Origin of the sequence: Comamonas antarctica, from assembly GCF_013363755.1 — a bacterium.
Classification (GTDB): domain Bacteria; phylum Pseudomonadota; class Gammaproteobacteria; order Burkholderiales; family Burkholderiaceae_C; genus Comamonas; species Comamonas antarctica.
This window is the reverse complement of the sequence record NZ_CP054841.1, coordinates 360,660-384,214: the sequence shown is the minus strand read 5'-3', so window position 1 is coordinate 384,214 and position 23,555 is coordinate 360,660. Positions and strand designations below refer to the sequence as shown.

General features: G+C 69.6%; 19 protein-coding genes. 7 read left to right on the top strand and 12 right to left on the bottom strand.

The window, feature by feature from the left end; genetic code table 11:
• Positions 1-14: 14 nt before the first annotated feature.
• Complete coding sequence (locus HUK68_RS21115) at positions 15-1,022, bottom strand: tripartite tricarboxylate transporter substrate binding protein BugE (protein ID WP_175506212.1); 1,008 nt, start codon at positions 1,020-1,022, stop codon at positions 15-17.
• 39 nt (positions 1,023-1,061) lie between these two features.
• The gene (locus HUK68_RS21110; protein ID WP_175506211.1) at positions 1,062-2,270 is read right to left on the bottom strand and encodes a M20 family metallopeptidase; all 1,209 of its coding nucleotides are present in this window, start codon (positions 2,268-2,270) and stop codon (positions 1,062-1,064) included.
• 255 nt (positions 2,271-2,525) lie between these two features.
• Between HUK68_RS21110 and HUK68_RS21105 the strand changes: the two genes are divergently transcribed.
• Both HUK68_RS21105 and ppk2 read left to right on the top strand, forming a co-directional pair.
• Positions 2,526-2,879, top strand: a complete 354-nt coding sequence (locus tag HUK68_RS21105) for an H-NS histone family protein (protein ID WP_175506210.1) — start codon at positions 2,526-2,528, stop codon at positions 2,877-2,879.
• A gap of 116 nt (positions 2,880-2,995) precedes the next feature.
• Entirely contained in the window at positions 2,996-3,838 is an 843-nt protein-coding gene (ppk2, locus tag HUK68_RS21100; RefSeq protein ID WP_175506209.1) for a polyphosphate kinase 2, read from the top strand.
• A 19-nt stretch (positions 3,839-3,857) separates the two neighbouring features.
• Here ppk2 and HUK68_RS21095 read toward each other — a convergent pair whose 3' ends face one another.
• The 7 genes from HUK68_RS21095 to HUK68_RS21065 all read right to left on the bottom strand — a co-directional run bounded on the left by HUK68_RS21095 (position 3,858) and on the right by HUK68_RS21065 (position 11,886).
• A complete protein-coding gene (locus tag HUK68_RS21095) occupies positions 3,858-4,307 on the bottom strand; it encodes a PaaI family thioesterase (RefSeq protein ID WP_175506208.1) in 450 nt (149 codons plus the stop codon).
• A 109-nt stretch (positions 4,308-4,416) separates the two neighbouring features.
• Positions 4,417-6,084: an ABC transporter permease gene (locus HUK68_RS21090; RefSeq protein WP_175506207.1), complete on the bottom strand. Its 1,668-nt coding sequence runs from the start codon at positions 6,082-6,084 to the stop codon at positions 4,417-4,419.
• Positions 6,084-7,052, bottom strand: a complete 969-nt coding sequence (locus HUK68_RS21085; RefSeq protein ID WP_175506206.1) for an ABC transporter substrate-binding protein — start codon at positions 7,050-7,052, stop codon at positions 6,084-6,086. Before HUK68_RS21085 ends, HUK68_RS21090 begins: the two co-directional genes overlap by 1 nt.
• Positions 7,053-7,087: 35 nt before the next feature.
• Positions 7,088-8,155 carry an ABC transporter ATP-binding protein gene (locus HUK68_RS21080; RefSeq protein ID WP_175506205.1) on the bottom strand — a complete coding sequence of 356 codons (1,068 nt, stop codon included), beginning with the start codon at positions 8,153-8,155 and terminating at the stop codon, positions 7,088-7,090.
• Positions 8,155-9,177, bottom strand: a complete 1,023-nt coding sequence (locus tag HUK68_RS21075) for a porin (protein ID WP_175506204.1) — start codon at positions 9,175-9,177, stop codon at positions 8,155-8,157. Before HUK68_RS21075 ends, HUK68_RS21080 begins: the two co-directional genes overlap by 1 nt.
• Before the next feature lie 275 nt (positions 9,178-9,452).
• Positions 9,453-10,442 carry a TRAP transporter substrate-binding protein gene (locus HUK68_RS21070; protein WP_175506203.1) on the bottom strand — a complete coding sequence of 330 codons (990 nt, stop codon included), beginning with the start codon at positions 10,440-10,442 and terminating at the stop codon, positions 9,453-9,455.
• A gap of 118 nt (positions 10,443-10,560) precedes the next feature.
• The gene (locus HUK68_RS21065) at positions 10,561-11,886 is read right to left on the bottom strand and encodes an MATE family efflux transporter (protein ID WP_175506446.1); all 1,326 of its coding nucleotides are present in this window, start codon (positions 11,884-11,886) and stop codon (positions 10,561-10,563) included.
• 193 nt (positions 11,887-12,079) lie between these two features.
• Between HUK68_RS21065 and HUK68_RS21060 the strand changes: the two genes are divergently transcribed.
• Entirely contained in the window at positions 12,080-13,327 is a 1,248-nt protein-coding gene (locus tag HUK68_RS21060) for a Bcr/CflA family efflux MFS transporter (protein ID WP_175506202.1), read from the top strand.
• Between the two features lie 224 nt (positions 13,328-13,551).
• Positions 13,552-15,597 carry a gamma-glutamyltransferase family protein gene (locus HUK68_RS21055; RefSeq protein ID WP_175506201.1) on the top strand — a complete coding sequence of 682 codons (2,046 nt, stop codon included), beginning with the start codon at positions 13,552-13,554 and terminating at the stop codon, positions 15,595-15,597.
• Positions 15,598-15,683: 86 nt separating this feature from the next.
• Here HUK68_RS21055 and otnC read toward each other — a convergent pair whose 3' ends face one another.
• Together otnC and otnK are read right to left on the bottom strand one after the other, a co-directional pair.
• Positions 15,684-16,334: a 3-oxo-tetronate 4-phosphate decarboxylase gene (gene otnC / locus HUK68_RS21050; protein WP_175506200.1), complete on the bottom strand. Its 651-nt coding sequence runs from the start codon at positions 16,332-16,334 to the stop codon at positions 15,684-15,686.
• Entirely contained in the window at positions 16,331-17,617 is a 1,287-nt protein-coding gene (otnK, locus tag HUK68_RS21045) for a 3-oxo-tetronate kinase (protein WP_175506199.1), read from the bottom strand. Before otnK ends, otnC begins: the two co-directional genes overlap by 4 nt.
• A 133-nt stretch (positions 17,618-17,750) precedes the next feature.
• Between otnK and HUK68_RS21040 the strand changes: the two genes are divergently transcribed.
• From HUK68_RS21040 to HUK68_RS21030, 3 genes are read left to right on the top strand one after another with little or no spacing between them, the layout of a single operon-like run.
• Positions 17,751-19,121, top strand: coding sequence for a homoserine dehydrogenase (locus HUK68_RS21040; RefSeq protein WP_175506198.1), 1,371 nt, complete (start codon positions 17,751-17,753; stop codon positions 19,119-19,121).
• 24 nt (positions 19,122-19,145) lie between these two features.
• Positions 19,146-19,982, top strand: a complete 837-nt coding sequence (locus HUK68_RS21035; RefSeq protein WP_175506197.1) for a DeoR/GlpR family DNA-binding transcription regulator — start codon at positions 19,146-19,148, stop codon at positions 19,980-19,982.
• A gap of 30 nt (positions 19,983-20,012) precedes the next feature.
• Positions 20,013-20,987 carry a tripartite tricarboxylate transporter substrate binding protein gene (locus tag HUK68_RS21030; RefSeq protein WP_175506196.1) on the top strand — a complete coding sequence of 325 codons (975 nt, stop codon included), beginning with the start codon at positions 20,013-20,015 and terminating at the stop codon, positions 20,985-20,987.
• Between the two features lie 105 nt (positions 20,988-21,092).
• Here HUK68_RS21030 and HUK68_RS21025 read toward each other — a convergent pair whose 3' ends face one another.
• Positions 21,093-23,498, bottom strand: a complete 2,406-nt coding sequence (locus HUK68_RS21025) for a catalase (RefSeq protein WP_175506195.1) — start codon at positions 23,496-23,498, stop codon at positions 21,093-21,095.
• Between the last annotated feature and the right edge of the window lie 57 nt (positions 23,499-23,555).

Genomic DNA, 23,555 nt, shown 5'->3' with positions numbered 1-23,555 from the left:
GCGCCTGCAGCGGCTTATTCCGGCTTGATGCCGGCCTTGCGCACCACTTCGCCGTAGGAGACCAGGCGCTCGGCCATCATCTTCTCGAAGGCCGCGGGCGCCATTTCCTCGGGGGGGATCACGCCGCGCGCCTTGAGGCTCTCCACCATGGCCGGCTCGGTCGCGGCCTTGCGGATCGCCTGGTGCAGCGCCGTGACGATGGCTGCGGGCGTGCCCGCGGGCGCGGCAATGCCGGTCCAGGAGGTCTGGTTCAGCGCCGGGAAGCCGAGTTCGGCAAACGTCGGCACGTCGGGCAGCTGGGCCACGCGGGTCGCCGAGGCCACGGCCAGCGGGCGCATCTTGCCGGCCTGGATGTGCTGGAAGAACACCACCAGGTTGTCGAGCGCGAACTGCACTTCGTTGGCCAGCACCGCCGTCACGTACTGCGAGCCGCCGCGGTAGGGCACATGCACCGCCTTGGTCTGGGTGGCCAGCAGCAGGGCCTCGGCATTGAGCTGGCCCATGCTGCCCGCGCCGGCCGAGCCGAAGTTGACCTGGCCGGGGCGCTCCTTGAGGTAGCTGACGAACTCGGCAAAGGTCTTCACCGGCACGCTGGGGTGCACCACCAGCACGTTGGGCTGGCGGCCCAGGATGGCGATGTTCTCGAAGTCCTTGACCGGGTCGTAGCCCAGGTTGGGCTGCACCAGCGGATTGGCCAGGTGGCTGCTCTGCGACGAGGCGACCAGCGTGTAGCCATCGGGTTTGGCGCGCGCGACGAACTGGGCGCCGACCGAGCCGCCCGCGCCGGGGCGGTTCTCGACGACCAGCGGCACGCCCAGGAGGCGGCCCAGCGATTCGGTGTACTGGCGCGCCATGATGTCGACGGAGCCGCCAGGCGGGAAGGGCACGACCAGCGTGATCGGGCGGCTGGGGTACTTGTCGGCGGCCAGCGCCGGCAGCGCGGCGGCGCCGGCCAGGCCCAGCGCGCTGGCCAGCAGCGTGCGGCGCGAGGGGGTGGGAGAGGTCAGATCAAAGTGGGACATGGCAGGCATGGGAAAAGAAGACAACGGGGGCGCGGCGCTTCAACGCAGCGCCATGAGGGTCAGCGCCAGCGCCTGGGCGCGCGGCACGAAGGTGGAGAGGTCGCAGAACTCGCGTTCGCTGTGCGGGTAGCCGCCGACGGGGCCCAGCGCGCACAGGCTGGGAATGCCCATGTCGGAGGTGATGCCGCTGTCGGCGGCGCCGCCGGTGCTTTCGGCTTCGACGGCAAAGCCGGCCAGCGCGGCGCTGCGCTGGTAGCACTCCAGGATGTCATCGGGCGTGCGCGCCATCGGCAGCGCGCCGCGCGACTCGATGATCCGGCCGCGGGTGCGCGGCAGCGATTCTTCCTCGATGATGGCCTGGATGCGTGCCAGCACCGCCTGCAGGTCGTTCTCGGCGGTGTAGCGCAGGTCGGCATGCGCGCTGGCCAGCGGCGCGACGACGTTCGACGCCATGCCGCCCTGCACGAAGCCGACGTTCACGGTGATGCCGAGCTCGCAGCCGGTCAGCGCATGCAGCGCCAGGATCTTGCGCGCCAGCGCGTCGATGGCGCTCGCGCCCTGCGCGGGATTGATGCCCGCGTGCGCGGCCACGCCGTGCACTTCGAAATCAATGCGGTACGAACCCTTGCGCTCGTTGACCACGTTGCCGCTGATGCGGCCCGGCTCGGCATTGAGCACGGCGCGCGCGCCCTGCACATGCTGACGGATCACATGGCGGCAGGCGGGCGAGCCGACTTCCTCGTCGCAGGTGAACAGCAGGTGCACCGGGCTGGCGTTGCCGCCGAAGCGCGCCAGGGCCTCGGCCACGAACACGTTCATGACCAGGCCGGACTTCATGTCGGCCACGCCCGGGCCATAGGCCTTGCCGTCCTCGACGCGCCAGGGCCGCTGCGCGGCCGTGCCCAGCGGGAACACGGTATCCATATGGCCCATCAGCTGCAGATGCCCGCGGGCGGCGGCGTCGCTGCCCGGCACGCGCGCCAGCAGGCAGTCGCCCCAGCCGGGCTCGGGCAGCGTCTGCACCGCAATGCCGGCCGACTCCAGGCGCGCGCGCAGCAGCGCCGCGACCGCGCGCGTGCCGTCCTCATGGCCGCTGCCGCTGTCGATGTTGACGATCTGCGCCAGCAGCGCGGTCATGGCCGGCTGCTGCGCAGCCAGCCAGTCGAGCACCGTCTGGGCGGTGGGGGAAAGAGCCCCAGCGTCGGCCGAAGCCAGGGACGCGGGACCGGGTGGTTGCACGAAACTCATAGGGGCGGGATCTGACGGAAGGGCGCTATTATTTCCGGTTTGCGCACCTCCGCCCGGGAAATTCCCTATGGTGCGAATGCGCAATTGGCGCTGGGTCTGCGCTTTGCGCCTTTGCGCGGCGCCCACGCGGCGCAGCGATGCGTGCATATTGCACTGCGGCAAACCGCCCGGGCCGCCGTTAGGGTGGACAATCGCAGCAGTACGCGCGATCCGTGATCCGATTTCCCCTCCACCGTTGGAACCTCCCGATCCCCTATGAAGAGTTTGAACGAATTGCTTGCCGAGAAGGCAGCGCTTGAAGCCGCGATCGCCGAAGAAAAGAAAACCGCCGCCGCCCAGGCGCTGCGCCAGGTGCATGCGCTGATTGCCGAGTTCGGCTTCACGGCCCAGCAGGTGTTTCCCTGGAAGCCGGCCAAGGCGCATGTGCCAAGCAAGTACCTCGATCCCAATTCCGGCGCGACCTGGAGCGGCCGCGGCAAGCCGCCCGCCTGGATCGCGGGTAAGGACCGCGAACAGTTTCTGATCGAACAGCCGGCGGAAAAGCCGCAGCAGGACGGACCCTATCTGGCGCAGATGGCGGCGCGCGCCGCCAACGACCGCTCGCGCTGAGCCGGCCAGCGCCGGCCCGTGCCGGTTGCCGGCCGCGGCCCTGAAGCGTGTCATAGTGGCGCGCACGGCCATGCCGTGTCCTGGCCTTTCTGCCCACCACGCACACAGGGAATCCCATGGGAAAAAAAGACCCGAAGAAATCCGCCAGACCCAAAGCCCCCGAGGTGCAAGCCAGCGCGCCGGCGCGGCAGGACGCCCCCCTCTCGGAGCAGGACTACGAGGAGCAGCTGCAGCAGTTGCAGATCGAGCTGGTCAAGCTGCAGCGGCACTTCATCGACTGCGGCGACAAGATCCTGGTACTGCTGGAGGGGCGCGACGCGGCCGGCAAGGATGGCAGCATCAAGCGCATCACCGAGCACCTGAGCCCGCGCGAGACGCGCGTGGTGGCGCTGAGCGCGCCCTCGGACCGCGAGCGCAGCGCCTGGTATTTCCAGCGCTATGTCGCGCACCTGCCGACGGCGCAGGAGTTCGTGCTCTTCAACCGCAGCTGGTACAACCGCGCCGGGGTCGAGAAGGTGATGGGCTTTTGCACCAAGGCCCAGCACGCCGAGTTTTTGCAGTCGGTGGTGCCGTTCGAGGAGATGCTGGTCAATTCGGGCATCAAGCTGCTCAAGTACTACCTCGACATCAGCAAGCCCGAGCAAAAGCAGCGCCTCGAAGACCGGCGCCGCGACCCGCTCAAGCAGTGGAAGATCGGCGCCATCGACGCGGTGGCGATCAAGAACTGGAAGGCTTACTCGGCGGCGCGCGACGAGATGCTGCTGCAGACGCACTCGATTGCCGCGCCCTGGCACATCGTGCGCGCTGACAACAAGCGCCTGGCGCGGCTGAACCTGATACGCGACATCCTTTGGCGGCTCGATTACGCCGGCAAGGACCAGCGCCTGGTCCAGCCGGACCCCGACATCGTGTTCGAGTTCGCGGCGGCGGCGTTGACGGACGGGCGCATCGCCCACTGACGCGCGCCGCGCGCCGGCCTCAGGGCGCGGGCGCGGGCGCCGCGCGCCGGATCGGCGCAAAGACGGCGCTGGCCTTGAACACCAGTTCCGCGTCGATGCGCCCCTCGCAGGAGGTGAACAGCATCTTGCCGCCCAGCTTGTCGAGTCTGCTGTGCACTTCGAGCCAGCGCCCCTGCGGCACGCGCGCCAGGTAGTCGACGGACAGGTGCACGGTGGCGATCGGGCCGCCGCTGGCATGCGCCGACAGCGAGCCCATCGCGTTGTCGGCGAGGCTTGCGACCATGCCGCCATGCATCGCCTCCTGGTGGTTCAAGTGCTGCTCCTGCACCCACAGGCCCAGCACGCGCGACTGCGGGCTGTCGATGCGCAGATAGACCTGGCCCCACAGCGCCATGAACGGGCTGAGGGCGGGGGAGGGCAGGAAACCGGGGGGCAGTTCGCGGGAGTCGGGAGTCGGGGCGGAGGGCAAGTCTTTCCTTTCGGGCGTCCCGGGCGCGAAGGCGGCGGGAAGGGCTATCGGTGTGCGCCGGGGCTCAATGCGCGCCATTGTCGTCGAGAAGGCATTCCCGGTGGCGGCGCTAGCGCCGCGCCTGCCACGCCGTGACGCCGACCATCAGCGTGGTCGTCATCAGGATGGTCACCACGCTCATCGCCATGCCCTGGCCGACCGAGCCCTGTTCGAACTGGCGCCAGATGAACAGCGAGGTGGTCTGGATGCCGGTGGGCGCCAGCAGCAGCGAAGCCACCAACTCGCGCGAGGCCACGGCAAACACCAGCAGCATCGACGCCAGCAGGCTGGGCGCCAGCAAGGGCAGCAGGATGCGCAGCAGCATCTGCAGCAGGCTGGCGCCATGCACGCGCGCCGCGGCTTCCATGTTGTCGCCGATCTGCGCCAGCGCGGCCGTCGCATAGCGCACCGGGTAGGGGATCAGCAGGCAGCAGTAGGCCAGCAGCAGGATCAGCCAGCTGTTGTAGGGCGTGGCCGGCCAGAACGGCTGGTTCCAGGCCAGGATCAGGCCGACCGCGACGACGATCCCGGGCAGCGTGTTGGGCATGACCGACAGCGCATCGAGCAGCACGCGCCCGCGCATGCGCGTCTTCACCACGCAATACGCGACCAGCAGGCCCAGGATGCCGGTCACCACCGCGGTGCCCAGGCCCAGCGCGGCGCTGGTCGTCAGCGCGCGCAAGGCGGCTTCGCCTTCGGTGAAGATCGCGGCGAAGTGGCCCAGCCCCAGGTTGCCCGGCGCCAGGCCGCCCGACAGCGTCTTGAGGCAGGCGGTGACGATGATGGCGGCCAGCGGCGTGGCGGTGGCAATCAGCGCCACGCCCGCAAACAGCGCCGTTACCGGCCACTGCCAGCGGCCCAGTGCGCGCCGCGCGGTGTCGTTCGGCTTGCCGGTCGTGGTCTCGAACACCTGCGCGCCCAGCAGCCGGCGCTGCAGCCAGAACGCCAGCATCGCCAGCAGCACCAGCACCACGGACAGCGTCGAGGCGCCGGGCAGGTCGATGGGCCAGTCGGAGAAGCGCCGTTCGATGCCCGTCACCAGCACGAAGAAGCCGGCATGCGCGGCCAGCGCCGCGGGCGTGCCGTATTCCTCGATGGCCATGGCAAACACCAGCAGCAAGCTGGCGGCAATGGCGGGCAGCGCCAGCGGCAGGGTGATGCGGAAAAAGCACTGCCAGGGCCCGCCGCCGCAGACCCGGCCGACGTCGGCCAGGCGCGAACCGGTGCCGGCCAGCGTGCGCGACACGGCGAAATAGACCACCGGGAACACGTTCAGCGTCATCACGAACACCACGCCCGGGAATGAGAACAGGAAGGGCGCCGCATGCAGGCCCAGCAGCTGCTCGGCGTAGCCCTTGGGCTGCAGCGTCATGATCCAGCCCAGCGCCGCGATATAGGGCGGAATCATGAACGGGATCAGGAACATGAGGTCCCACAGCGCGGCGCCGGGCAGGCGGAACAGGCCGCGCACGGCGCCCAGCGGAATGCCGATCAGCGCGCTCAGCAGCACCACGCAGGCGCCCAGGCGCAGCGTGTTGAGCGTGAGCTCCAGCAGCGCGTCGTCGCCCAGCAGCGCGCGCAGATGCGACAGCGGCGCGGCCAGCGAGCCCTCGGCCAGCCCGGGAAAGAGGGCCTGCAGCAGCACGAAGGCCAGCGGCAGCGCCACCAGCCCGAGCAGCGCCGCGGTGGTGCCGGCGGCAATCGCCGACGGACCCACGCGAAGACGGTGGGCAGCCATCAGCGGCGGCCGAACAGGGTCGAGAAGCGGTGCAGCAGCGCCGCGCGCGATGCGTAGTTCTCATTGCCCTGCGGCTCGGGCAGCAGCTGGATGTCCTTGATCGCGGTGCGCCTGGCGGCGGCGTCGGCGCGCGCCGGAATCAGGTAGGCATCGGCGACGCGCGCCTGGCCTTCGGGCGACAGCACGAAGTCGATGAACCGGCGCGCATCGTCCTGGGCCTTGGACGACTTGAGCACCATCATCGGCCGCGGCGCGACCACGGTGCCGCTTTTCGGGAAGATCACCTCGATGCTCTCGCCCTTGGCCTGGCTGCCCAGCGCGACGTAATCGACGGCGCCGAATACCGCGGCCTTGGCGCCCTGCAGCACCGGGTTCATGGCCTGCGCGTTCGGGCCGGAGATCACCATGCCGTTGGCCTTGAGGCGGCCGAACAGCTCCCAGGCCTTGTCGCTCTGGCGCTGCTGCAGCGCCGACAGCAAGTCAAGCGAGGCCCCCGACTGCGCGGGGTCGGGCATGGTCACCTTGTCCTTGAAGGCGGGCGCGGTGAGATCGTTCCAGTCCGCGGGACGGGGCGTGCCGCTCCTGGTGTTCCAGACAATGGACAGCACCGACAGACCCTGGGCAACGTAATTGGGCTGGCGGTATTGGGGCGCGACCTTCTGCGCGTTGGCGCTGCCGTGCGCCACCAGCATGCCGCGGCGGTCCAGGTCCTGGGCGCTGTCCCACGAGGCCGAGATCACGACGTCGGCGCGCGGATTGGTGGCTTCGGCCTGCAGCCGCGCCATCACCTTGCCGGTGTCCGCCTGGAATACGTCGACCGGCACGCCGGTCTTGGCCTTGAAGTCGGCGGCCAGGGTTTCAATCAGCTTGCCGGGGCCAGCGCTGTATACGGTCAGGGCCTGCGCGGGCAGCGCGAAAAGCGAGGCCGCGGCCAGGGCCAGGGCGCTCAGGGTGCGAGCAGTTGTCATTGGATGTTGGTATGGGTTTTGTGGAGGGTGCCGCCTCAGGCGGCCTGCGGCAGCCAGCGCAGCGCCGGCCAGTCCAGCGCCAGGTCGACGATGGCATCTGCGCCCAGGCGCTGCGCGGTCGTGAAGCTCAGGCCCTTGCATCCGGCGCCGGTCTTGACCTGCGTGATGAAGCGGCCATGGCGCCAGCGCTGCGCGACCACCTGGGCCCGCATTGCCGCGCGCATGTCGGTGCCCAGCTGCAGCGCGCCTTGCGGAATGAACAGGTGCTGGTGCCGGTCGTCGCGCGCCAGCGCCTGGGCGGCCACGCGCCAGGCCGGCGGGATGTCATCGGCATGCAGCACGTTGCCCAGCTTCAGGAAGTCCGCCACCAGCGCGCTGGCCGGTGCCTGCATCAGCTGCTCGGGGCTCGACAGCTGCTGGATGCGCCCGCCGTGCATCACCGCCACGCTGTCGGCCAGCGCGAAGGCTTCTTCCTGGTCATGCGTGACATACACCGCGGTCGTGCCCATGGCGCGCAGCAGCAGTCCCATCTCGTGGCACAGGCTTTCGCGCAGTTCCCGGTCGAGGTTGGACAGGGGCTCGTCGAACAGCAGCACCTGCGGCTTGGCGACGATGGCGCGGGCCAGGGCCACGCGCTGCTGCTGCCCGCCTGACAGGCTCGACGGCTGGCGTTCGGCATAGCCCTTGAGGCCGACGATCTCCAGCGCGCCGGCCACGCGTTCGGCGCGCTCGCTGCGCGGCACGCCGCGCATCTCGAGCGCGAACGCCACGTTGCGGCCCACCGTCATGTGCGGCCACAGCGCATAGTCCTGGAATACCATGCCCAGGCCGCGCTGCTCGGGCGGAACGAACTGTCCGTCGCCGGCCACCAGCGTCTCGCCGAAGCGGATGCGGCCGTGGCCCGGGGCCACGGGCGTGAGCCCGGCGAGCAGTTTCAGCAGCGTGGTCTTGCCGCAGCCCGAGGGGCCGAGCAAGGCCAGCACCTGGCCGGGCGCGAGCCGCAGGTCGATGCGGTCGAGCACGGTGTTGCCGCCGAAGCGCTGCGTCAGGCCTTCGACCGCAATCGAAGTGCCCTGGGGCGCATGGGTTTCGCCGATGCGCATCAGAACGTGTGGCGCACGCCAGCCATCACGCCCAGCTGGTTCCGGCCGGCGGCGACGTCGGCGTTGAAGCCGTTCACGCCCAGGGTCTGGGCCGGCGTGGCGCTGTCCTTGTTCCAGGCATAGGAGCCGATCAGGTACAGGTCGGTGCGCTTGGACAGCGCGTACTTGGCCATGGCGATGATCGAGGTCGGATCCTGGTCCGAGTTCTTGCGGTCGGTGTGGTAGATCGACGCGCTCAGCTGCAGCGGCGCGCTGACCTGGTAGGCGGCGCCGATCCAGGCCAGATCGGTGCGCACGTCGGCGGCGCCGGCCACTTCCTGGCGCCGCGTCAGGTAGCCACCCAGCACTTCGGTCTTGCCGAACTGGTAGCGCGCGCCCAGGGTCAGGTGCTTGTCGGCGTTGTTCATGGTGGCGGCCGTGGTGCCCTGCTTCTGGTCGTACAGCACCGCCATGCTCAAGCCGTTGGCACGGTACTGCACGCCCAGGCCATACTGGCGGCCAGCCTTGGCGGCGCCGGAAATCTCCTGGCCGTTGTAATGGCTGCTGTAGTAGGTGGCCATCTCGACCGCGCCGAACTTCTTCTTGTACTTGATGGCGTTGTCCATGCGGTCGGAGAACGCGCCGTCATGCACCTTGGCGGACCACGTGGCGTTGTCCATGGTGTTGTACTTGCTCATCCACTCCAGCATCATGCTGTTCTGGCGGCCCAGGTACAGCTCGCCAAAGCCGCCTTGCAGGCCGACCAGCGCCTGGCGGCCGAACATGCGCCCGCCCTGCAGCGAGTTGCCGGTGTCCAGGCCGATGCCGGCTTCCAGGATGAAGACCGCCTTCAGGCCGCCGCCCAGGTCCTCGTTGCCGCGAAAGCCCAGGCGCGAACCCGACAGGTTGCCCGAACTCAGGCGTGCCAGCGTGCGGTCGGCGCCAAGCGCGGACGACGCATTGTTGATGACTTCAACGCCGTTGTCGGCAATACCGTAGATGGAGACGTTGGACTGGGCCCGTGCCTGACCTGCGAATGCCACGGACGCGACTGCGCCTGCCAAGATGGCTGCTGCTTTTGCTTGCATTACCGAAATCCCTCGAACTGAATCGTTATGTTTGATTTTCACGACCGCGGCGCGGTGGCAGGTCGCCAGCGCTGCGCGGAGTGAAAGTCAGACTTGTCCTACACTCCTGCGGCCGGAGCGAAGATTACGAGGGGAATGTTTCGATACCGTGACAGTGTCACTGTCCGACAGAAGAGGCGGGCGCTTTTTAGCCGCTAAAAAGCGCCCTTGCCGCGATGGATGGCGCCGGCTTACTTGACGGCCGCGATCGCGTCGAGCGTCTTCTGGCCGAACTTGGTGGCGAACTGCTTGTAGCTCGGCGCGAGCGCGGCGCGGAACGCCGCCTGGTCGACTTCGGTCACGATCTGCACGCCATGGCGCTTGATTTCCTCGACGCCGCTTTTTTCCACCTCGTCGACGAACTTGCGCGAGGCCAGGCCGCCGGCGCGCGCGCCCTCGGCAAAGGCCTTTTTCTGCGCATCGCTCAGGCCCGACCACACCGAGGGCGAGACGATCAGCACCATGGGCGCGTAGACATGGCTGGTCAGCGACAGGTACTTCTGCACCTGCCACAGCTTGGCCGAGGTGAACACCGAGATCGGGTTTTCCTGGCCGTCGATGGTGCCCTGCTGCAGCGCGCCGATGACTTCGGGCCAGGACATGGGCGTGGGCGACATGCCCAGCTGGCGGAAGGCGGTGATGTGCGTCTGGTTCTCGGTCACGCGGATCTTCAGGCCCTGCGCGTCCGCGGGCTTGACCACCGGGCGCTTGTTGTTGCTCAGGTGGCGAAAGCCCTGCTCGCCCCAGGCCAGCGCGATCAGGCCGCGCGCGCGGAACTTGGCCAGCAGGTCCTCGCCGATCTTGCCGTCGAGCACGGCGCGCGCATGCGTGGTGTCGCGGAACAGGAAGGGCACGTCCATCACGCCGGCATCGGGCACGAAGTTGCTCACCGCGCCATTCGACACCACCACCGCCTCGACGGTGCCCAGCGTCAGGCCTTCGATCAGCTCGCGCTCGCCGCCCAGCGCGCTGGAGGCGAAATGCTTGAACTTGAAGGCATTGCTGGTGGACTTCTCGACCGATTCGGCCCAGGCCAGCGCGCCCGCGCCGAAATGCGAGTTCTGCGCCAGCGCGTAGCCGATCTTGATTTCGCGCGGCTGCTGCGCGCTGGCGGGGCCGCCAAGGGCCAGGCCGGCGGCTGCGGCGGCAAGGGTCATGCAGGTACGGCGGGTAAAGCTCATCGAAGTCTCCTGGTTATGGGTCGCATGCTGCGCAGATGCGCGCAGCCCTGTGGTCTGCGGTGCCCCCGGAAGATAAACCAGCCAGCGGCGGGAAAGAACCCTTTGGCGGCGATTTATTTCAGCGCGGCGGCGCAAACCAGCTGCCCGAGGCCACCGACCACAGAATCAGCAGGCCGTAGAGCACCATCGCCACCGCCCCGAGCGCAAAGAAGGCGCTCAGTGATCCGGTCGCGGCCAGCACCGCCCAGCCCAGTCCCGCGTACAGCAGCAAGCGCCCGGCGCCGGCGAGCAGCGGCCACTTCAGCCGGCCGGCGCCCTGCGAGGCAAAGTACAGCGCGATGCCCATGGCGAAGAAGCCGTAGAACGGGCCGGCAATGCGCAGGTAATGCGCGCCCGTGGCCAGCAGGCGCTCATCGCTGCCAAACAGCCGCAGCCAGGCCTCGGGCCAGAGCGCCGCCGCGAGCCCCACGCTCTCGCCAATGGCAAACGCGATGGCGCCGCCGACCAGCGCGATGTGGCGCGCGCGCTGCGGCTGGCCCGCGCCCAGGTTGGCGCCGACCAGCGCCACCATGGGCGCGCCCAGGCCAAAGGCAATCGGGATCAGCAGGTACTCGAGCCGCGCTGCCGTGGCATAGCCGGCCAGCGCCGCCGACCCGGCCTGCGCGCCGACGAGGGCGGCCGTGGCAGCAATCAAGCCATTGGTCAGCAAGGGATTGATGCAGGCCAGGCCGCCCACGGTCAGAATGCTGCGCATCGGCGCCCAATGCACGGGCCCGGCACGCAGCCGCGCCGCGTTGCGGCCGCTGGCGCAATAGGCGGCCAGCACCAGGCTGCCGACGGCGTAATAGGCCACCAGGGCCCACGCGCCACCCGCCACGCCCAGCGCCGGAACCGGCCCGAAACCAAAGATCAGCAGCGGGCACAGCGGAATCAACAACAGCGCGCCGCCACAGATGACGGCGCCGGGCAGCAGCATGTTGCCCGTGCCGCGGACCACGCTGGCCAGCGCGTTCATGACCCACATCAGCACCAGCGCGGCAAACACCACCTGCCCATAGTCGCGGGCCACGGCCAGCGCGCCGCCGCGCGCGCCCAGCAGATGAAACAGCGCGCTGCCGAAGCCGAGCAGCGCCAGCGTGAAGGCCAGGCCCACCGCCGCGCTCAGCACGAGCGCGTGGCGCGCGAGCGCATCGGCCAGCGCCGCGTCGCCCGCGCCCAGCGCGCGCGCCACCGCCGCCGAGATGCCGCCGCCCAGCGCGCCCTGCGACATGTTCTGCATCAGCATCAGCACCGGCACCACGACCGCGACACCGGCCAGCACCTCGGTGCCGAGCTTGGCCAGGAACCACATCTCGATCAGCCCGGTCGACGCCTGGGCCAGCATCATCAGCAGATTCGGCCAGGCCATGCGCAAGAGGGTGGGCAAAACCGGATCGTGCAGCATGGCGCGCACGCGGCTGCCGGGCGCTGGCAGGGTGGGAGCAGGCGCACCCGGAGTGGATGGGTTCAGGGGCACCGCAAGCCCTCCGGTGCGGGCAGCGCGGCGGTGCCGCAAGGTTTTTCCGCATGGTGGGCAAGCATGGGCCGCTTCCTTTTAAATTGTTGTATATGCAATAGTTGTAGCTACAATGTAGCACATGAAAACCAGCCACCGATTGCCCGGGCGCAGCCGCCATGCCGGACTGCAGCCCGCCAGCGCCGCCCGTGCGCAAGACCCTTTGTCGCGCGAGTTGCTGCTGCTGCTGGCAGGGCTGGCGGCGCTGGGCGCGCTCGCCACCAACATCATCTTGCCGGCCTTTCCCGCGATCGGCGCCGACGTGGGCGCATCGGTCGCGCAACTGGGGGCCACGCTGGGCAGCTTCTTCCTGGCGTTTGCGCTCGGGCAACTGGTGGTCGGACCGCTGTCGGACCGCTTTGGCCGCCGGCCGCTGGTGCTCGCGGGCGTGCTGGTGTTCGTGGCCGGCAGCGCGCTGTGCGCCGCGGCCGCGACGCTGCCGCAACTGGTGTGCGGGCGGGTGATACAGGCGCTTGGCGTCTGTGCGACGGCGGTCTTGTCGCGGGCGATTGCGCGTGACCTGTTCGACGGCGCGGCGCTGGCGCGCGCGCTCTCGCTGATCATGGTGGCAATGGCGGCCGCGCCCGGCTTCTCGCCCCTGCTGGGCACCGCGATCACGCGCTGGCTGGGCTGGCGCGCGACGTTTGCGCTGGTGGCGCTGCTGGCGCTGCTGCTGGCCGTCCACTATCTGCTGCGGCTGGGCGAGACGCACGCCGCCGACCGGCGTGGCGCGCTGTCCTTTGCGGCCACGGCGCGCACCTACCGGCAGTTGCTGCGCGACCGGCGCTTCATCGCGCCCGCGCTGTCGGCCAGCCTGGTCATCGGCGCGCTGTACGCATTTTTCGCCATGGCCCCGGCCATTCTGATGGCGGGATTCGGCTTCTCGCCGCTGGAGCTGGGGTGCTTGTTTGCGGCCACGGTGTTCGTGGTCTTTGGCGCGGGCCTGATGGCGCCGCGGCTGGCGCAGCGCTGGGGCCTGGCGCGCGCGGCGCGGGCCGGCCTCGCGCTGGCCTTGGCATCCGGCATCGCGCTGCTGGCCGGGCCCGCCCAGGCCGGGTTCTTCTGCGCCGCGCTGACGGGTTTCTTGCTGGGCATGGGGCTGGTGAACCCCTTGGCCACGGCCTGTGCCTTGCAGCCTTTTGGTGCGCAGGCCGGCGCCGCTTCGGCCCTGCTGGGCTTCTTGCAGATGGGCTGCGCCGCCGCAGCGGTCTTCCTGGGGGCCGCCCTGGATGGGTCGGCGCAGGCGGCCCTGGGCCTGATCCTGTGCACCAGCCTCACGCTGGCGCTGGGCATTTTCGTGCTGCGCGGCCCGGCGCCCGCCGCGCACTGAGCGGGGCGCGGGGCGGCAGCGGCCGCATGGCTTGGTTCTTGCATGCCGCCACACGCCGTTGCCGTCGCGCGCGCGAAGTGGCGCAAATCCGCGATCGGTTCCATGCATGTGTCGCCAAGGTGTCTCAAGCACACCACCCGCGCAGCCGTTGGCTGCCTATGCTGGAGCCGCCGCGGATGACAACGGCACGTGCCTTCCCTCCAAAAGTCCACAAAGGTCTCGCCATGAACCATGCCATTCCCTTCTTGCGCCCCGCCTGGCGCCCCACCGCGACGCTGGCGGCCACCTTGCTGCTGCTGTCCGCCTGCGGCGGCAACGGCACCGATACGGCCGACAACGGCAGCGGGACGCCGCCCGTGGTGACGCCGCCGGTCGTGACGCCGCCCGTGGTGACCGCGCCCGATACCGCCTGCGAGGTGGTGAGCAACACCGGCTCGGTGGTCGTGGGCTCGGGCCTGCCGGGCGACCCGGCGGCGCCCGAACCCGCATCGGGCTACCGCCTGGGCAAGACCGCGGTGCATGCCAAGCAGTACATGGTGTCCACAGCCAATCCGCTGGCCTCGCGCGCCGGCTGCGAAGTGCTGAAGGAGGGCGGCTCGGCCGTCGATGCCGCGGTGGCGGTGCAGATGGTGCTGGGCCTGGTCGAGCCGCAATCGTCGGGCCTGGGCGGCGGCGCCTTCATGCTGCACTACGACGCCACGCAAAAGAAAGTGCAGGCCTATGACGGCCGCGAGACCGCGCCGGCCGCGGCCACCGAGAACTACCTGCGCTGGGTCAGCGATACCGACCGCACGCCGCCCCAGCCCGGCGGCGCGCGCGCCAGCGGCCGATCCATCGGCACGCCGGGCGCGGTGCGCATGCTGGAGCTCGCCCACCAGGACCACGGCAAGCTGGCCTGGAAGGGCCTGTTCGGCTCTGCCGAAAAGCTCGCGTCCGACGGCTTCCCGATCAGTGGCCGCATGGCCAGCGCCATTGCCGGCGCCACCACCGGGCTGTCGCGCGACCCCGAAGCCGTGGCCTATTTCTTCAATGCCGACGGCAGCCCCAAGGCGCTGGGCACGACCATCAAGAACCCGGCCTATGCGGCCACGCTCAAGACCATCGCCGACGGCGGCGCGAACGCGTTCTACACCGGCGCGGTGGCGCAGGGCATCGTCGACAAGATCAAGGCCAGCAGCGGCGGCACGCCCGCCGTGGCGATCACGCCCGGCCTGACCGAGATGAGCGATCTGGCCAACTACCAGGCGAAGCGCCGCGAGCCGGTCTGCACCACCTACCGCGCCTACTGGGTCTGCGGCATGTCGCCGCCGTCGTCCGGCGGCATTGCCGTGGCCTCGGCGCTGGGCATCCTGGAGAACTTCGACCTGGCCAGCCACAAGCCCACGGCCATCGACATCGAGGGCGGCAAGCCCACGGTGATGGGCGTGCACCTGGTGAGCGAAGCCGAGCGCCTGGCCTATGCCGACCGCGACAAGTACGTGGCCGACACCGACTTCGTGCCGCTGCCCGGCGGCTCGCCGGCGATGATGCTGGACAAGACCTATCTGCGCAACCGCGCCGCGCTGATCAGCAGCACGCGCAGCATGGGCACGGCCAGCGCCGGCAACTTCGGCACGCCGGCCCTGGGCGTCACGGCGCTCAACGAACGCGGCACCACGCACTTCACCATCGTCGACAAGCAGGGCAACGCGGTGGTGATGACTACCACGGTGGAGGCCGGCATGGGCTCCTTCCACATGACCCAGGGCTTTCTGCTGAACAACCAGCTGACCGACTTCTCGGCCACGCCCACGGACGGCACCGGCGCACCGGTGGCCAACCGCGTCGAAGCCGGCAAGCGTCCGCGCAGCTCGATGGCGCCGACCCTGGTGTTCCACAAGGCCGCCGACGGCAGCCTGGGCGAGTTCCTGATGGGCACGGGCTCGCCCGGCGGCGGCACCATCATCCAGTACGTCGTCAAGACCGTGGTCGGCGCACTGGACTGGGGCCTGGACGCGCAGCAGGCCACGTCGCTGGTGGACTTTGGCGCCAGCAACAGCGCCACCACCTCGCTGGGCGGCGAGCATCCGAGCATCAACACCGCCAACGGCGGTGCCGACGACCCGCTGATCACCGGCCTGCGTGCCTTGGGCCACACGGTGTCCACCAGCGCGCAGTCCAGCGGCATCAGCACCATCATGCGCGTGCAGCGCAATGGCCAGAGCGTGCTGCAAGGCGGCGCCGACCCGCGCCGTGAAGGCGTGGTGCTGGGCGATAGCTTCCAGCCCTGATCCGGCCCGCCAGGGCTGAAAGCAAAAACGCCGGCCGCGATGCTCTCGCGGCCGGCGTTTTTCATGGCGCCATGGTCAGCAAAGCGTCACCAGCGCACGCCGAACGCGCTTTCCAGTTCCGCCACCTGCTCCTCGGAAAGCGGGGCAGGGCGCGGATTGAGCAGCAGCCACAGCCGCGCGGTTTCCTCGAGTTCCTCGAGCGCATGGCAGGCCTGGGTCACGCCCGGGGCCCAGACCACCGGGCCCAGGCGTTCGAGCAGCACCCCGCGCACCTCGGCGGCCAGCGCGGCCACCTGCTCGGCGACGCGGGGCGCACCCGGGCGCGCATAGGGAATCAAGGGCACGCGGCCGATCTTCATCACCTGGTAGGGCGTGATCGGCGGCAGCACCGCCTCGGCCGACGCCACGCCGGCCAGCGTCAGCGCCACCAGGTGCGTCGAATGCGTATGCAGCACGCAGCGCGCCTGCTCGTTGCGCGCGTAGATGCCGCGGTGCAATGCCAGCGTCTTGGACGGCTTGTCGCCCGAGATCCACTCCTGCTGCGCATTCACCTTGGCCAGGCGTGCCGGATCGAGGCTGCCCAGACAGGCGTCGGTGGGCGTGATCAGCCAGCCGTCGGCCAGGCGCGCGCTGATGTTGCCCGCGGTGCCGGTGGTGTAGCCGCGCGCGTGCAGGCTCGCGCCCACGGCGCAGATCTCGTCGCGCAGCCGCGCTTCGTCGCCATGCGCTGCCGTCATGCGCCGGCTCCATCCAGGTGCTGCAAGGCCTTGTCGAAGAAGTCCTCGCTGCCGAAGTTGCCCGACTTGAGCACCACGGCCAGCGCCGGGCCGTCGCCCAGCGACTGGGTGGCGGGCACGCCCGGGTCGATCTGCCGGCCGATGCGCAGCGCCTGCAATTGCAGCGCCTGGATCACCGCGCCCGAGGTCTCGCCGCCGGCGACGACGAAGCGGCGCGTGCCGCGCTCGCGCAAGCGCGCCGCGATCTCGCCCAGCGCCTGTTCGATCAATTCGCCCGCGCGCGCGACGCCGAGCTCGGCCTGCACGCGGCGCACTTCCTCGGGGCTGCTGGTGGCGTAGACCAGCGCAGTCTCGCCGGCAGCGGCCATGGCCAGCGCGGCGCCCACCACGTCCTCGCCGCGCGCCAGCGCCAGCGGGTCGATGCGAAAGGCCGGGCGGCCGCTGGCCAGCCAGGCCGCGACCTGGCCGTTGGTGGCCTTCGACGCGCTGCCCGACAGCACGACGGCCGGGCCGTCGATGCGCGGCAATTGCGCGGCGTCGCTGCCGCGCAGCTGGCCCCGGCGGCGGAAGTTGGCCGGCAGGCCCTGGGCCACGCCCGAGCCGCCGGTGACCAGCAGCGCGTCGGCGCAGGCCTCGCCCAGCGTCACCAGGTCGGCATCGCTGATGGCATCGGCAATCGCCAGGCGCACGCCCCCGGCGCGCAGCGCGGCGATGCGTTCGCGCACGCCGGCCGCGCCCTGGGCCACAGCCGGCTGGGCAATCAAGCCGACCTTGGCCTGGCTTTGCGATTGCAGCACGCGCACCAGATCGGGGTCGCGCATCGGCGTCAGCGGGTGGTTTTCCATGCCCGATTCATTCAGCAGGCGCTGGTTCACGAACAGATGGCCCTGGTACACGGTGCGGCCCGCGCCGGGGAAGGCCGGGCAGGCAATGGCGAAGTCGCAGGCCAGCGCGGCCAGCAGCGCTTCGGCCACGGGGCCGATATTGCCCGCGGCCGTGGAGTCGAATGTCGAGCAGTACTTGAAGAAGAACTGGGTGCAGCCCTGGGCCTGCAGCCAGCGCAGCGCCTGCAGGCTCTGCGCCACGGCATCTTCCACGGGCGCGGTGCGCGATTTCAGCGCAATGACGATGGCGTCGGCATCGAGCGACGCCGCCAATCCGGCCGGGGGCACGCCAATCGTCTGCACCGTGCGCATGCCGCCGCGCACGAGGATGTTGGCCAGGTCGGTGGCGCCGGTGAAATCGTCGGCGATGCAACCCAGCAGGGGAGGAAGCTTGTTCATAGCAGTCGTGAAAGTGTGAATAAATGGTACGCGACTTCACAAATTTGAACAATCAAGGGGAATCCCTGTGATTTCGTGTGAGGTTTTGTGAATAATACACAGACGCGCTGCCTTCACTGCCAATGGATCCCTTATGAATTTTGAACTCCTGTTCGCCGACCAACCCGAGCGCAAAGTGCGCTACACCCTCACCGGCGCGAAGGGCGGCTTCGCCCGCACGCTGCTGGCGCAGACGCGGCTGATGCCGCGCCTGGTGCCCGCCGCGCTGTGCGACCTGGATGTGCCAGGACTGCGCGCGATGTGTGAAGAACTGGGATTTTCCGCGCAGCAGCTGCGCGAATGCCACAGCGCCGCCGAAGTGGCCGCGCTGCCGGGCGATGCCATCGCCCTGGTGCAGGACGCCGGCCTGCTGCGCGACGTGCCGCATGACATCCTGGTCGAGGCCACGGGCAATCCCAAGGTCGGCTACCGCGTGGCCTGCGAGGCCATCGAGGCCGGCCGCCATGTAGCCATGGTCAGCAAGGAGGTCGACACCGTCGCCGGCATCGCCATGTCGCGCCTGGCCAAGGCCAAGGGCGTGGTCTACACCACGGCCGACGGCGACCAGCCGGCCAACCTGATCGGCCTCGTGAGCTGGGCGCGCACGCTGGGCCTGGAGATCGTCGCCGCGGGCAAGTCCAGCGAATACGACCTGGTGTTCGACCCGCGCAGCGGCCAGCTGCAGCAGCTCGATGAGACGCGCTCCATCCCCGAGCTGGCGCACCTGCTGGCGCTGGGCGACGACATTCCCGCGACGCTGGCCGCGCGCCGCGCCGCGCTCCAGGGCTGGAAGACCAGCGCCACCGCCGACTACTGCGAGATGGCCGTGGTGGCCTCGAACACCGGCTTCGTCGCCGATGTCGAAGCCATGCATTACCCCGTGGCGCGCGTGGCCGAGCTGGCCGACATCTACGCGCTGCGCGAAGACGGCGGCATTCTCCAGCGTCCCGGCGTGATCGATGTGTTCAACGTGCTGCGCCTGCCGGACGAAGCCAGCTTTGGCGGCGGCGTGTTCGTGATCGTGCGCACCGGCGACGGCCCGACCTGGCAGCTGCTGGCGCAAAAGGGCCATGTCGTGAGCCGCAACGGCCGCTATGCCTGCATGTACCTGCCCTACCACTTCATGGGCGTCGAAACGCCAATCAGCCTGCTCAATGCGGTGCTGCATGGCCGCGCCTCGGGCAGCGACCAGCCAGCCCAGCACGCGATTCTTGCGGGCCGCGCCATCGAGGACATCCCCGCCGGCACCGTGCTGCGCATGGGCGGGCACCACCACGACGTGACCGGCGTCAAGCCGGTGCTGCTGGCGCGCGCCGAAGCCCCCGCCGAGGTCGCGCCGCTGTACCTGGCCGCGCACGCCACGACGGCGCGCGACATCCGCGCCGGCGAACTGATCACGCTGGACGACATCCGGGGTGACGATCCCGCGCTGCGCGCCGCCTGGCGCGCGGGCCTGCAGGACTGAGCGCAAACCAGGGAGCGGGACGCCATGAACGACACCAGCGACAACAGCAGCGGCCGGGCCGCGGGACTGATCCCGGAGCAGCGGCGCGAGATGATCGTGCGGCAGCTGCACAAGCACCAGGTGCTGAGCCTGCACCAGCTCACGGAACTGCTGGGCTGCTCGCACATGACGGTGCGCCGCGATGTCGCGGCGCTCGAGGAGAAGGGCCGGGTCTATGCCGTGCCTGGCGGGGTGCGCATCGCCAGCCACCAGCTGGTCGAGCCCAGCCACCAGGCCAAGTCGGTGACCGAGCTGCCGCAAAAGCGCGGCATCGCGGCGCAGGTCGCGCCGCTGCTCAAGCCGGGCATGACGGTCTACCTCGATGCCGGCACCACCACCGCCTGCCTGATTCCGCAGATCGTGGCGCTGGCCGACATGACGGTGATCACCAATGACTTCCACGTCGCGCTGGCGCTGTCCGACGCGCCGCAGGTCACGGTGCTGCACACCGGCGGCATGCTCGACCACCGCAACGGCTCGAGCGTCGGGCCGCTGGCCGCGGCCACGCTGCGCGAGCTGGTGGCCGATGTGGCCTTTCTCTCGACCAGCGCCTGGGACCTGGAGCGCGGCGTCACGACGCCCTCGGCGCCCAAGGTCGAGGTCAAGCGCGCGGCGATGGCCATTGCCTCGCAGCGCGTGCTGCTGGCGACCAGCGCCAAATACGGCACCTACGGCACCTACCGCGTTGCCGGCCTCGATGAATTCGATCTGGTGGTCACCGACGACACGCTGTCCGAAGCCGCCGTGCAGCGCATGCGCGAAGCCGGACTGGCGCTGGAAGTCGCCACCGCCCAGCCCGATGCGGCCGCAGAGCCGCACTGATTACTTTTCTAGAAAATGGGAGATAGCACCATGGCTTTCAGCATCAAGATTTCCGCACTGGCCCTTGCGGCCCTGGGCGCCGTGCCGCTCGCGGCACTGGCCCAGCCCCAATGGCCGGCCAAGCCGGTCACCATCGTGGTCGCCTATCCCGCGGGCGGCGCGGCCGACATGCTCGCGCGCCTGGTCGCGCCGAAGATGTCGGCGGTCCTCGGCCAGCCCGTCGTGATTGAAAACCGCGGCGGCGCCGCGGGCCAGATCGGCGCGGGCTATGTGGCCCAGGCCCGGGCCGATGGCTACACCCTGCTGGTCGACGGCGGCGGCTATGCGATCAACCCGACGCTGTTCCCCAAGCTGCCCTACGACCCGGCCAAGGCCTTCGCGCCGGTCGGCATCCTGGGCGTGTTCCCGCTGGTGCTGACGACATCGCCGACCTACAGCGCGAAAACCACGGCCGAGCTGGTGCAGGCCGCGCGCGCCGCGCCCGATGCGGTGTCGTATGCCTCGCCGGGCACGGGCTCGACCCAGCACCTGGCCACCGAGCAGTTCCTGCAGCAGGCCAAGGTGAAGATGGTGCACATTCCCTACAAGGGCGGCAGCCCGGCCATGGCCGACGTGATGGGCGGCCATGTGCCGGTCTATGTCGCCAACATCGGCTCGTCGCTGCCCAACATGAAGGCCGGCAAGCTGCGCCCGCTGGCGGTGATGGCGGCCAGGCGCTCGCCGCTGCTGCCCGACGTGCCGACGCTGGCCGAAGCCGGCGTGGCCCACGCCGAAGCCTATGAGTGGAATGGCATGTTCATGCCCGCCGGCGTGCCGCCCGCGGTGGCCGCCAAGCTCACGGCCGCGCTCAAGACCGCGCTCGAGGCGCCCGACGTCAAGGAGCGCATCACCAGTGTCGGCGGCGAGCCGTTCACCGGTGGCACCGCCGAGGTGAAGAAGTTCATCGACCTGCAGGCCCAGCGCATGGGCAAGGTGATGCGCGACGGTAATATCCGCGCCGAATAAGCGCGAAACCACGGCGCCTGAGCGCCGGATCGCGCCGCAGAAGACGTGGCGGCGCCGTTTTCGCCGTGGAGGGCGCACCGGCTGCTGCCCGTGCGCCCTCGGCACTTACACCGCTGGCGGATCGGTTTCGCGCTCGGGGTGGCGGTGCTTGGCAATGCCGGCGATGAAGGCATCGAACTGCTCGGCGCCGCCGACGAACAGCCCGGGATCGTCCTCGCCCGACGGCAGCGTCGGCGGCACCTGGGCCTTTTGCATCAGCGCCGTCGACGCCGGCATCACCAGGATCGCCTTGCAGTGGCGGTAGTGGTCCTTGATGAACTCCAGGCTGTGGCCGTCGGCGCCCAGTGTCTGCACGCCGGCTTCGCCATCGGGCAGGGCCAGCGCATCGAACAGGAAGCCGGGCTCGTTTTCCAGCGAGGCGTCGGCATCGATCGCCACCTTGTCGGCGGTCTTCACGGCACCGATGCGCGGCGCGACAAAGCGCGCCACCGCGCCTTGCGCCACCAGCGCCTCCTGCAGCGCCACGGCGCTCGCGCCTTCGATACCATCGGCCACCAGGATGGCGATCTTGCGGCCCATGATCGAGCCATCACCGGGGCGCGCGAACAGCGACAGCGCGGGCGACTTGTCGACCTCGGGGGCCGGCGGCTTGGGCAGCGCGCGCGGCATCGGATCGGGCAGCTCCATGCCCAGGCCCGCGGCCACCTGCGCCGCCAGTTCCTCGGAGGCATTGCGCAGCGAAGCCACCATGCGTTCGCGGATCGCCGGCACCGTGACCTTGCTCAGCTCGAAGCGGAAGCCCGCGGCAATGTGCGCCTGCTCGACGGCCGTCTGGCTCTCGAAGAACAGCGTGGCCTGGGTGTAGTGGTCGGCAAACTTCTCCGGCTTGGCCCGCACCTTGCCCTGCGCTTCCTTGGCCTCGATGCGCGCCGGCACCGAGACGAAGCCCTGCGCCGCGCCGGCCTGGAACGGGCAGCCGCCGGCCAGCGAATTGGGCTCGTACGACACGCGGCCGCGGTGGATGGCCTGGCGGTGCATGCCGTCGCGCTGGTTGTTGTGCACCGGCGCCACGGGCGCGTTGATCGGGATCTCGTGGAAGTTGGGCCCGCCCAGGCGCGAGATCTGCGTGTCCACATAGGAGTGGATGCGGCCGGCAAGCAGCGGGTCGTTGGAGAAGTCGATGCCGGGGATCACATGCGCGGCGCAGAACGCGACCTGCTCGGTCTCGGCAAAGAAATTGTCCGGGTTGCGGTTGAGCACCATGCGGCCGATGGGACGCACCGGGATCAGTTCCTCGGGAACGATCTTGGTGGCGTCGAGGATGTCGAAGCTGAACTGCTCGGCCTGCTCCTCGGTGAACACCTGCACGCCCAGTTCGTACTCGGGGTAGGCGCCGGCTTCGATGCGCTCCCACAGGTCGCGGCGGTGGTAGTCCGGATCGGCGCCCGAGATCTTCACGGCCTCGTCCCAGACCAGCGAATGCGTGCCGGCCTTGGGATTCCAGTGGAACTTGACGAACACCGACTCGCCCGCGGCGTTGACGAAGCGGAAGGTATGCACGCCAAAGCCCTGCATGGTCGCGTAGCTGCGCGGAATGGCGCGGTCCGACATCTGCCACATCAGCATGTGCGTGGACTCGGGCATCAGCGAGACGAAGTCCCAGAAGGTGTCGTGCGCGCTCGCGGCCTGGGGCATCTGGTGGTGCGGCTCGGGCTTGACGGCATGCACCAGGTCCGGGAACTTCATTGCATCCTGGATGAAGAACACCGGCATGTTGTTGCCGACCAGGTCCCAGTTGCCTTCGTCGGAATAGAACTTGACGGCAAAGCCGCGCACGTCGCGCGCCGTGTCCTTGGAGCCGCGCTCGCCGGCCACGGTGGAAAAGCGCACGAACACCGGCGTGATCTTGCCGGCTTCCTGGAAGGGCGCGGCGCGCGTGAGATCGCTCAGCGACTCATAGGCCTCGAAGAAGCCATGCGCGCCCGAGCCGCGCGCATGCACGATGCGTTCGGGAATGCGCTCATGGTCGAAATGCGTGATCTTCTCGCGCAGGATGAAGTCTTCGAGCAGCGCCGGGCCGCGCACGCCGTATTTGAGCGAATTCTGGTTGTCGGCAATCGGCACGCCCTGGTTGGTGGTCAGCACCTGGCCCGAGGAGTCGACGCGCACGCGGTCGAGCGGCGCAATCGTCGCATTGACACCCTCGGGTGCCACGCCGCCGGTCTTGTCGCTGGCGTTGCCTTCGGACAGCGTGCTGGCCGTGGGCAGGCGCGAAGCCGGCTCGGTGGTGGCGCCAGGAGCGGGTGCCAGGCCATTGTCGAAGCCATGCTCGCCCGCCTTGTTGGGGTTGTAGGGGCAGCCCGCGGCCAGTGCATTGGTCTCGACGGCCTGCACGGCCAGTGCGTCGCCGTCGCCGGAGCCCATTGCGGACGGGCCGCTGTCGGTATTGCGGGCCGCGGCCTTGTCGGCCGCAGCATTGCGCGCACCAGTGCTTTTGCTGTCTTTCGTCATGGGATCTTTCGTGGGAGGGTAGGGGATTCCCAAGCCTAAGTTCGCCGCGTCATTTGT